Consider the following 9,428-nt stretch of genomic DNA (forward strand, 5'->3'; position numbering starts at 1 on the left):
GTTTAATCTGAGAAACTCCGTCCCCCTGATGATATTCACTTGATGCTAACTTCATTCGTTAGGCAGTATTTGCTTACTAGCTTTCTAGTCAGGTTTTAGCCTCTCGGTCTGACCGTATTGTCATCAATTGCTATTGCTTTGACTCGGTGAGGGCTAACCGCTTATATAGTCAGCTTTATACTTGTTTCCTGTCGTCAATAATGCCCATATTATTCGTGCATTTTTGGCTGTTAGGGCAACAGACGCACGCTTGTAGCCTCGTCGCTCAACGAGCTTTGTAACCATAAGCTGTTTCTATCAGTCTTTTCTTTACAGCGGGTAATGACAGCTCTTGCACCGTGTATAAGCAGAGTGCGAATGTGTTTTTACTGGTGCGACCAAGATGAACATGACCACCTGTTGAGTATTGTCTTGGAACTCCCCCTATCCATACGGCGAACTGGCGGTTAGAGCCAAATTGCTTGGCGTCATTGACGGTTGCAACAATGTGTTCACCGACACTAGGAATACCCATGAAGGCCTTTGCTGAAAGCATTTCACTAACTAAAGCCGAGTAGCGGTGGCATCACAAGACCAAACTCAGAGAGTAACCTTCTGAGTTGGTTGATGGTAGCTGTTCTTGTTTTAATTAGCCCCTGACGGATTCGATGCAAGCAAAGCACCGCTTGTTGATCTTCACTTTTTATAGAGACAAATAGTGTTTTAGGTCTAGATAATGCTTCGCAGATAGCTTCTGCGTCATTGGCATCGTTCTTTTCATTTTGTCGATATGGAATAACGAATTTGGACGCCATGATTTTAGGGTGATGACCGAGTTTAAGTAACTCCCTTGCCCAGTGATGTGCACCAGAGCAAGCCTCCATACCAATGATGCAGGGGATAGATTGGCGAATGTGAATAAGAACTTGTTTCTTTTAACAGTTTTGCGTAAGACGCACTTGCCATATGCATCAACGCTGTGAATACTGAACACATTCTTGGCGAGGTCGACGCCAATAGTTTGAATGTTGGACATGGTTACTTCCAATTCTTCAGCGTGTACTGAGTCAGTCTGGCACGCGGAGTGTCAGGGAGAGGGAGTCCATATCATTCGTTAGTTTTATTGAGTTGCTGGCGTTTGGCATAGAGCGTTGAAGGATTGAGTTCATTGAGCTTACAAAACACGAGTGTCGACAGTGAGCTCGATAAGCGTTTGCCATTCTTGATTGGTACAGCGTTTTCCCATTTTAAATATCCTCATGGTCGGAGAGTAAATCTTATTATTCGTGCTAGGTGATTAGAATGCGGGGTTTATGGCGCGCTTACAATCATTTTGCAAAATTAGTGTAAGTGATCGACTAACAAGAAAACAAAAATAGATGCTTGGTGTCCAAAAAGATAATCACACAGATAAAAACAACAAGAGGTTATTATGAAACACCATGTCCTTTCTGCATTATTAGTATTGAACTGTGGTTATACTTTCGCAGCTGACTCGACTATCGTTGAACCATCCAAACTAAAAGCGACCTCGTCAGTAGAGTAAACAACAAAATAAGCGAAACAAACACGTTTAACCAAATTTGAAAAATCAACAAACCATTAAGCAAACCACAACAAGCTTTGAGTTCCCGTCATTTATAGAAGACTATCTATAAACGAATGGTATGTCACAATTACATGACAAACACATCAATGTAAAATAAACATCGTTCAATTGACTTAAATCTACGCTCCGAACGATATAAAAATGCCCTTCACCTAGGCAAACAAAGAGAACGATTTTACATCAAATGATAATGACGTCTCTGTAGTTCCGCTCGAACATGCTCTCGCTTATGTTCAATATTTTCATGATAAGCGCTTCTTTCGCCTTACTCCCGAAGTTAATCTCTTCTCCTCTTATGTGCTGAATTTCTTCAGGGGTTAACCGATAAACACCCCACTTAAGATATTCCAATGCTTATCTCTTGAGCATCCCTTGTTGTTGGAGAAGTCGAACAAGTGGGATATCAAATCGGTAACTCATGCATCTCCCCTTGAGTTAATGATTATATACCTTCCCACACACCCTGATAGTTTTTTTGATGCTCATGACAAGTAAGCTCAGAACCGCTTCCATCACTAATCGATATATAGCAGAAACAACGAAGTGCTATAGCGACCAGCTTCGCCCCTCAAGCTGCTCCACAAAAAATGCCTTATCCCTCGTTAGAAGGATAAGGCCAAATGTAGATACATTATTAGTAGATAGTGAGTGTAACGCTCCATGCATGGTACGTCACGTCGTTAACAATATACGAAATCAGGGGTCGTGATGTTAATCCCTTGTCATAAAAACACAAATATTGAAAACTAGTTTTGCAAATCTGTATTATTCACAACCCATTAACTCCTCAATATTAGTTTGTTCAAAAGTGCCAATCTTATTTAACGCCCAAACATTAAGAATTGAAAAATTATCATGATAAAACTTGAGAATGCTTGACAAGTTATTCCATAATAAAAATGGACATAACGCGATTCATTAGTATCCTAGGTTTCGAGTTTGTTGGAACTAGGAACTTAACGGCATAGAGCATTCATTAAATACTCCCATCCATGCTAATGAATGCTTTAGTTGGTTCATTTTCGCAAAGGACGGGGCGAACGCTTGTTGATTTTATCCTCACAGAAGTTCAACAAATCGGCATATGAACAAGTTTCAACAAACTCGCTTTTCGATAAAAGGCTGACATAAATTAACCTCAAATCATTCAAACAATAATTAATATCAAAGCAAATTATTAATTACCATCACCTTGAATAAGTTGGTTATATTTATGAGGAATAAGCTCACCATTCAGGTGTTTAAATGATAACCCTTTATCTTTATGATTATTACACCGCATCCTAGTGTGAATTAAATCACTCAATGTTCGAGCTAACAATATCCTTGATTGATGAGTATTGAAAAAAGAATTATAATTCATAAATGAGTGCTGCCTGACAATTAATGGATGACAAGTAATATCATTTTTATATTAATAATGGTAATAGTAAATCTGTCGAATAATATATTTTCGTCGTCATCATAAAATCCATAGACGCAGCCAATAAAACAAACAAGTCATGATGCATAATATTTATAATGCCGAAACGCTTGTAACAAGCCGACATGGAGATATAAAATATCTGCGATATTAATCACACGACAAACTTCTTCGGACAATTTATTTTATGGGATGTATCAAGATGTGTGCTTGATGCGTTTCTACATTCCATTCTTTCATTTCAGCAACAAAGACGCCATGTCGGTTAATCACATCAATTAATTCAGGTGCTTTTTCTAATTGGATCAGCATCGAGAGGGGAGTAACCTGTTTGTGAGCATCATTAAAACCGTGCTCTATCTGCTCATCTAGCATATATAAAATGCCCTCTTCTGGCTCCATCCTCTCTTCGAACAAGCGAGACTCAATCCCTTCTTCGTCATAAAGAAACACCAGTAAATTGTACAATTTTTCTGCGCCAACAAGTTCTGTTCGCTTGAACATTTAACTCATGTAGTTTCATTTCTAAATTTCCTCCTTTTTTTCTTGCGACAGTGAGCATTAGCTTGATGTCTTTCTTTACATTAGAAAGCGACTTATCGGCTAACTTGGGCTTCAGATACTTGACAAGAATTTCATTTCGAGTGTTCACGGGAACATGACGCTTTGTGGCGAAAATTTTACAAAGTAAGTGAAGTAAAGAATGAACAACCATGCGATGTAAGTTGTGGTAATAATCAAAGCCTCGTTTGATTTGCATGAAGAATGAAGCGTCTATGAATGATGCTTCCTATATAGGGGAGAACTGCTCTCATTTAAATGCTGAATCACTTTATTCAAGGCCAGCTCAAACAAAATCAATAGAGCATAAAAACAACGCTTCATGTCCCGTTAGCAACGAAATACTCCCATAGCCACAACCCAAAGCATCATATAGACACTAAACCACCACCAGAGTTTTCTGTAAGCCGTGTAAATGGAAGCGGCAATAAAGCTTAACGGCATACCAATAATCCACCACAATCCAATGCACCAATCAAAAATAACGGACTCGATGTTGTCACTTTGAAATGGCACATACAACGAGAATACACTCCCCCACGTTAAACTATTCCAAAATAATAAGTATGACACTAGAGGAAGTAGAAGTAGAAGTAGAAGTAGAAGTAGAAGTAGAAGTAGAAGTAGAAGTAGAAGTAAAAGTAAAAGTAGTACATTTTTGAATATTTCTCTCGCCATCTTAAATACCGATTTGAATGACAAACGAAGACATATTGAACATGAGCGTCCTTCGAGTAACGCACTGTCGCTACCTTCTAAAGAAGGAGAATTAAAGCGCTCAGTTCGAACACTTTAGCCTTTCTATTTCGCCTTTGGAAATACGAATTGTGCCGCAATTGGCGCTATCACCATGACACCGACGATATACATAAACGCGGATGTGAACCCACCTGATTGGTCAATTAAATGGCCTATAATTTGGTTGTTAATGGCTGCTATACTAAACGAGAAAAACCAGAAAGTAGACATCACGTAGGTTATTACATTCGTCGTCGCTCCTCGGATCTCTTCTTTAGGCAAAGCAAAAATGAATGCAAACCAAGTAGCCAACAAGAAACCAGCGCCAAATGAACACCCCAACACAATGTTATCATTGGTCGAGAACAACATGGTCATGATCAAAATAGCCATAAGTACCAATGTAATACTGAACATTTTCTTATAGTGGATATCAAGACTTTTTAACCACATCGACACAAATGCGGCATCCATAATGCCAGCTTGGCTCGCTGAAGGAGCATAATGAGCTGCACAATCATGCCCCATGTAATACGAGAAGTCAGAGCAATACGCAGCTCTTCTTTTTTGGCATCAGCATTATTTGAGAGCTTAGGATCACGCTCGAAATCTTGGAAAAAAATAATCCAAACAACCGCGAGTGCAAGCGTGATCCATCCATAAGAAGCAAGCAATACCTTCCAACCACCGAGCGCATCTGAAAGCTTCACCGCTAATGTCAGCGCAATAATCGAACTGACGATATTTAGAGGTACCATTAAAGCTATTTACTTTCGCAGACGTATTGGTATCAAAGTACCGAGATACAACAGGGACCAATGATACAAGACAAATAGCACCACCTAACCCGTTCATAAATCGAATGGCAATTAAAGGATAGAAACTGTTAATCATTGGGATAAAGATTGATGTCCCAATCAAACACAAACCAAGTAGGTAAGAACGCTTCACGCCTAGAGAATAGGTAACAAACGCCGTAGCCACAGCACCAACGATTTTGGCCCATAGTATAGCATTGGTCATCATAGACGCATTGGCAACGTCAAGGTTGAAATCATGCATTATTTAAGGCGTAACAGAACCCGTTGTCGCCCATGCGGCTCCAAAGACTAAGCAAACCGAGTATAAAACGAATTCAACAATATATTTTCTAGATCTCATCGTCATTCTCCGCTGACTTTTTTATGATCGTGACCAATACATCACCTGCTGCAGCTCAAGAGCTTGCCGGTATGAATTCTTCAATAGAATGGAAGTTGTATGCCCCAGTAAAAATGTTCACTGTCGTTAGACCATTTGGTGTAATGACAGAGCCATCATAACCACCACGCATAACGAGTGGCTTTTTCTCGATACCAAGTTCATCAAATGCCGACTCAACTAACTTGATAATAGAGGGGTCTTTATCTAGCCCATTTTTCACGTTGAAATAGTCGTCATTAATGGTTAATTGGGCACAATGATCATGTTAATTATTGATGATATTAAGTGCATTTCGAAGCTCATTTTTTCTAGCTTCGAACTTCTCAAGAGCGTGAGCTCTAATATCGAACTTCATCACGGTTTTGCCTGTTTCACTATTAATAGCTTTGAGCCAAATATAACCTTCATGACCTTCCGTGTATTCAGGTCTGTCAGTATGACTCAGCATGGAAAAAAACTTCATGCTAATGATTTGTGATTTAACCATTACGCCCTTGGCGCTCATTGGATGTGTAGTCACACCATCAAAGGTTAGCGTTGCATTGGCCGCATTAAAATTCTCATTAACATATTCACCAATATCGCAGCAATCCAAACAAATGCCGAACTTAGCACCAAGCGCCTTTGCATCTAGCATCTTAGCACCGCGGATCCCCGTTTCTTAATCATGAAGAAGCACAACCTTCAAATCCCCATGTGGAACGTCATTGTTTTTGATGTATCGAATCGCCTCTACAATTGCAGCAATAGCCGCCTTGTCATCAGCGCCAAGAACGCTTGTGCCGTCAGTCATGATGATATCATCACCAATAAACTCACTTAATTGTGGATGATTAGCCACACTCAATATATTACGATCGTTAAGAAACTTAAGATTTCCACCTCGATAATCCTTGATGATCTGAGCATTCGTATCACCAATAACGTCGATGGCTGTATCAAGATGAGCAAACAAAGCGATCGTTGCCGCCTCTTTGCAATTGCCTTTTAATGTCGCATACCCCAACCCATTGCTATCCATCGCAATATCAACACAACCAATATCCTTTAACTGTTCCAGTACAAGCGCAGCAAGTATTGTCTGTCCTTTGGAGCTTGGCACGAAATATTGGGATCGCCTGTCGTGTTGATAGCGGTGTATTTTATTAACTGCTTTGAGACGGTATTTTTGTCTATGAATTTAGATTGGTACATTTTTATATCCTATCTTTTAGATAAAAAAGATAAACACATGCCCCCTTTTGATAACTTAGCCAAAAAAATGAATAGTTACACACAACCTAAGTTTTTAATAATATATCTTAAATTCTTTAATAGCCTTACGACTATCAGGAGCAATAAAATCTTGATCATTCTTCATTGATAGGTTCAACACAACGCACTGACGTTTTTACAAACTTACCTTTCACTACAATCGTTCTCAGTTAGAGTTTTGCTGACCATTTTTTAACAAAAGTTTAGGGAATTAGACGTTATGCTAACCGTGTAATATAAATTCTTACTCCATGATGATTTATATTGCATCCCAACACTTTGATGGCTTTTTAAGCACAAGCTATCGTTTACTCCACATTTCCCTACACAATAATACTCTCTCGATCTTGTTGTGTGGGGTCTTTTTCCTTTCTCACCGCCGCATTCTCCAATCATTATTTTGTATTTTTTCATACAACAATCATCATATGCTCGCGCAATAGATAAGATATAATTTGCTTGCGATGCCCATGTTTTGATAAAAAATAAAACCACAGGTTGAGATAGGTGCTCTGCACTCTATCTCAATGTTTCTGTTAGTTCGGTATCAACTAATTACCCTACTGATGCACCGTGTGCTTCAGAATATGATCTATCTCTGAAATGCTAGGTTGGAGAGAGGCTTGTGGCCCAAAATCAAACAATGAGCTCGATGCCGTCATATCTCTCTTTTTGAACATGCTCAATAAAACGCGTTTCCCACATTCGGTATAGGCGCTCTACTTCAGACGGTTGGATACGTTGCCAACCCGTATCAACCGTAAAATAGAGTTGGTGACGAAAATCAAAATCAATGTAACATTTTGACGCGGGATAGTGTTTTCCGACATAAGCAAAATCCGTGATGTAAATGATGGTCACGTTGGCTTTGTCGGTGATGGTTAGGCCGATATCAACGGAGTGACAACCGCCGCTTTCTACGCTATAACTTTTATGACGAAAACGAAGAGTTAAACGTTGGCGAGTGGCTTTTAAAGCAAGTGGCGTTTGGCAATGCTGGTTTAATAGTTGTAGGAACGGCGTAGATACAGGTAATGGTAAGGAAGTGACGTTTAATGTGGACATTCAATTTTCCCAAGAGAAAGGGTTATGAGTTAAGGTGATTAAGAGTGGGATTGGTGATACCAGAACGAACCGATGATGGATGCAAAATAATGCCAGCTTGTTCGTACTGGCATTTGTTCTGTGGCTGTTGATGCATTGCTGCTCTAGCCCGGTATCACGAGCTCCCCGAATGGCACATAGCTCACCTTTTTCGTTTCGTTATAGAAGACCTGCTTTCGAGCCGACCAACCATAACGAAGGTACTTAATGCCCGTCAGATAGTAGCCATCACCCGACCAGTGCGTTTCACGATGTTCATTGCTTTGTTCTGGATGATTAAGAAAAGCAATGGACGGATGATTCAAACACGCCTTACGAAGTTCAGGAAACAAATTACGAGAGTGTCTGGACCACGCCAGTATTAAGGTTCTGACCGCTTTCGTGGCATGATAGCCTGAACGTGGTTCACTATTTTCTGCATCATAATCCGTGTAGGTAGCAACAATGACCGCCTTTGCCCACGGTGGGATAGTCAGTGATGCTTGAAACGCTTTCTCCTTCTCTTGATGCTCTCTGTTTTGTCGCTCCCATTCTTGTTGCTCTGCTTGCGCTTTGGCTTCATCTTCGACTTTAGCATTCATTTCTGTTTGTTGAATGTCTTGTCTGGCTTTTTCTACAAACGCCGTATCGAACTCATAGCTTTGAATGGCTTCAATGAGCGATAGGTGGTGCTGGTCTTGCAGCCATGGTTTATCTACGTTATTGGTGGCAGATAGTAAGCCACCAGCATATTAAGGCAGTGCGACGCAAATCCAGCATCATTGCCACCACAACCTAAATCTAAGCGGCATTCGTAACGGTCTTTATTATCAAAAAGCACCGTGACTTTTGTTTTATCGTAACCACCTCGTGGATTGGTCTTGGCGACTTCTAAAGCTTTGCGCTCAAAGTTCATAAAGTCATAGTAGGTGTCTTCATCAAACTCACTCGATTCTGACCAATGCACCTTGAACGATATCGGTTTGATTTTAACGGAGGTTGATGGCGCTAAGTCCACATCTTTCATGTTTGTCTCCTGTGGTTTAATGCTTATCAAGCTCTTGTTTTAATGAGATAAATTGAAGCTGGTGGAGTGAATGGCGATAGCCAACACACACCCCATCAGAAGCAAGGCGCAGGCGCTCTGGTTTGATGTGTAAGCACTGCCCAATGAGCGTGAGTCGGATGGTGCTTGATGACACCATCGCTTGTTTGATACGATCCAAGTGAGGCGCGCCATGTGCAATGGGTAGGTCAATGTCTATCTGAGCCAGCCACTCCAGGTCTTGAGCGGAAACCTCAAGCAAGGCACTTTCAAAACGAGTTTGATATTCCTCAGTGATAGAAAGGGGAATGACAGGAAATAAATGGTCATGAAGTAAAACCAACAGCAGGGTATCTTGCGGCTTGGTTAACCAGAGTAAGAGAGAAGCGCGTTTAAATGCGTGTTTGCCTTCTTGGCTTGGGTTTCACGCTTAGCAAAGCCTAAATCAACGAACACATTGAGCCCGCGTCTGATGGTATCAAGGGACTTTTCAATCCCCATATGCTCTACTCGCTCTTGATGTCTTACATATC

At 40.5% G+C, this 9,428-nt stretch carries 10 protein-coding genes and 4 pseudogenes; all 14 read right to left on the reverse strand.

Annotated features, from left to right (window positions below):
* Positions 1-153: 153 nt before the first annotated feature.
* A pseudogene (locus tag H735_RS29715) lies at positions 154-1,015 on the reverse strand (IS110 family RNA-guided transposase).
* Positions 1,016-1,092: 77 nt separating this feature from the next.
* Positions 1,093-1,225: pseudogene (locus tag H735_RS32050) on the reverse strand (IS66 family insertion sequence element accessory protein TnpA); the annotation flags it as partial.
* Between the two features lie 1,966 nt (positions 1,226-3,191).
* A pseudogene (locus H735_RS29265) lies at positions 3,192-3,771 on the reverse strand (DUF2913 family protein).
* 373 nt (positions 3,772-4,144) lie between these two features.
* The gene (locus tag H735_RS31170; protein WP_155399404.1) at positions 4,145-4,315 is read right to left on the reverse strand and encodes a hypothetical protein; all 171 of its coding nucleotides are present in this window, start codon (positions 4,313-4,315) and stop codon (positions 4,145-4,147) included.
* A gap of 58 nt (positions 4,316-4,373) precedes the next feature.
* Positions 4,374-4,784 (reverse strand): MFS transporter, encoded by a 411-nt coding sequence (locus tag H735_RS29275; protein ID WP_152447614.1) that lies wholly within the window; start codon positions 4,782-4,784, stop codon positions 4,374-4,376.
* Positions 4,754-5,068, reverse strand: a complete 315-nt coding sequence (locus tag H735_RS31820) for a hypothetical protein (RefSeq protein ID WP_020195799.1) — start codon at positions 5,066-5,068, stop codon at positions 4,754-4,756. Before H735_RS31820 ends, H735_RS29275 begins: the two co-directional genes overlap by 31 nt.
* A 52-nt stretch (positions 5,069-5,120) precedes the next feature.
* Positions 5,121-5,372: pseudogene (locus H735_RS32175) on the reverse strand (hypothetical protein); the annotation flags it as partial.
* A gap of 154 nt (positions 5,373-5,526) precedes the next feature.
* Positions 5,527-5,733, reverse strand: coding sequence for a hypothetical protein (locus H735_RS30620; RefSeq protein ID WP_020195798.1), 207 nt, complete (start codon positions 5,731-5,733; stop codon positions 5,527-5,529).
* A gap of 45 nt (positions 5,734-5,778) precedes the next feature.
* Positions 5,779-6,150: a peptidase dimerization domain-containing protein gene (locus tag H735_RS30625; protein ID WP_020195797.1), complete on the reverse strand. Its 372-nt coding sequence runs from the start codon at positions 6,148-6,150 to the stop codon at positions 5,779-5,781.
* A gap of 24 nt (positions 6,151-6,174) precedes the next feature.
* A complete protein-coding gene (locus H735_RS30630; protein WP_020195796.1) occupies positions 6,175-6,615 on the reverse strand; it encodes a zinc-binding metallopeptidase family protein in 441 nt (146 codons plus the stop codon).
* A gap of 788 nt (positions 6,616-7,403) precedes the next feature.
* Positions 7,404-7,832 (reverse strand): DUF2787 family protein, encoded by a 429-nt coding sequence (locus tag H735_RS29295; RefSeq protein ID WP_020195794.1) that lies wholly within the window; start codon positions 7,830-7,832, stop codon positions 7,404-7,406.
* A 143-nt stretch (positions 7,833-7,975) separates the two neighbouring features.
* A complete protein-coding gene (locus H735_RS31825) occupies positions 7,976-8,452 on the reverse strand; it encodes a hypothetical protein (RefSeq protein ID WP_227741534.1) in 477 nt (158 codons plus the stop codon).
* Between the two features lie 113 nt (positions 8,453-8,565).
* A complete protein-coding gene (locus tag H735_RS31830; protein ID WP_227741533.1) occupies positions 8,566-8,877 on the reverse strand; it encodes an LPD25 domain-containing protein in 312 nt (103 codons plus the stop codon).
* Between the two features lie 16 nt (positions 8,878-8,893).
* Positions 8,894-9,238, reverse strand: a complete 345-nt coding sequence (locus tag H735_RS29305) for a hypothetical protein (protein WP_152447613.1) — start codon at positions 9,236-9,238, stop codon at positions 8,894-8,896.
* Between the last annotated feature and the right edge of the window lie 190 nt (positions 9,239-9,428).

Source organism: Vibrio owensii CAIM 1854 = LMG 25443, assembly GCF_000817815.1.
Taxonomy (GTDB): domain Bacteria; phylum Pseudomonadota; class Gammaproteobacteria; order Enterobacterales; family Vibrionaceae; genus Vibrio; species Vibrio owensii.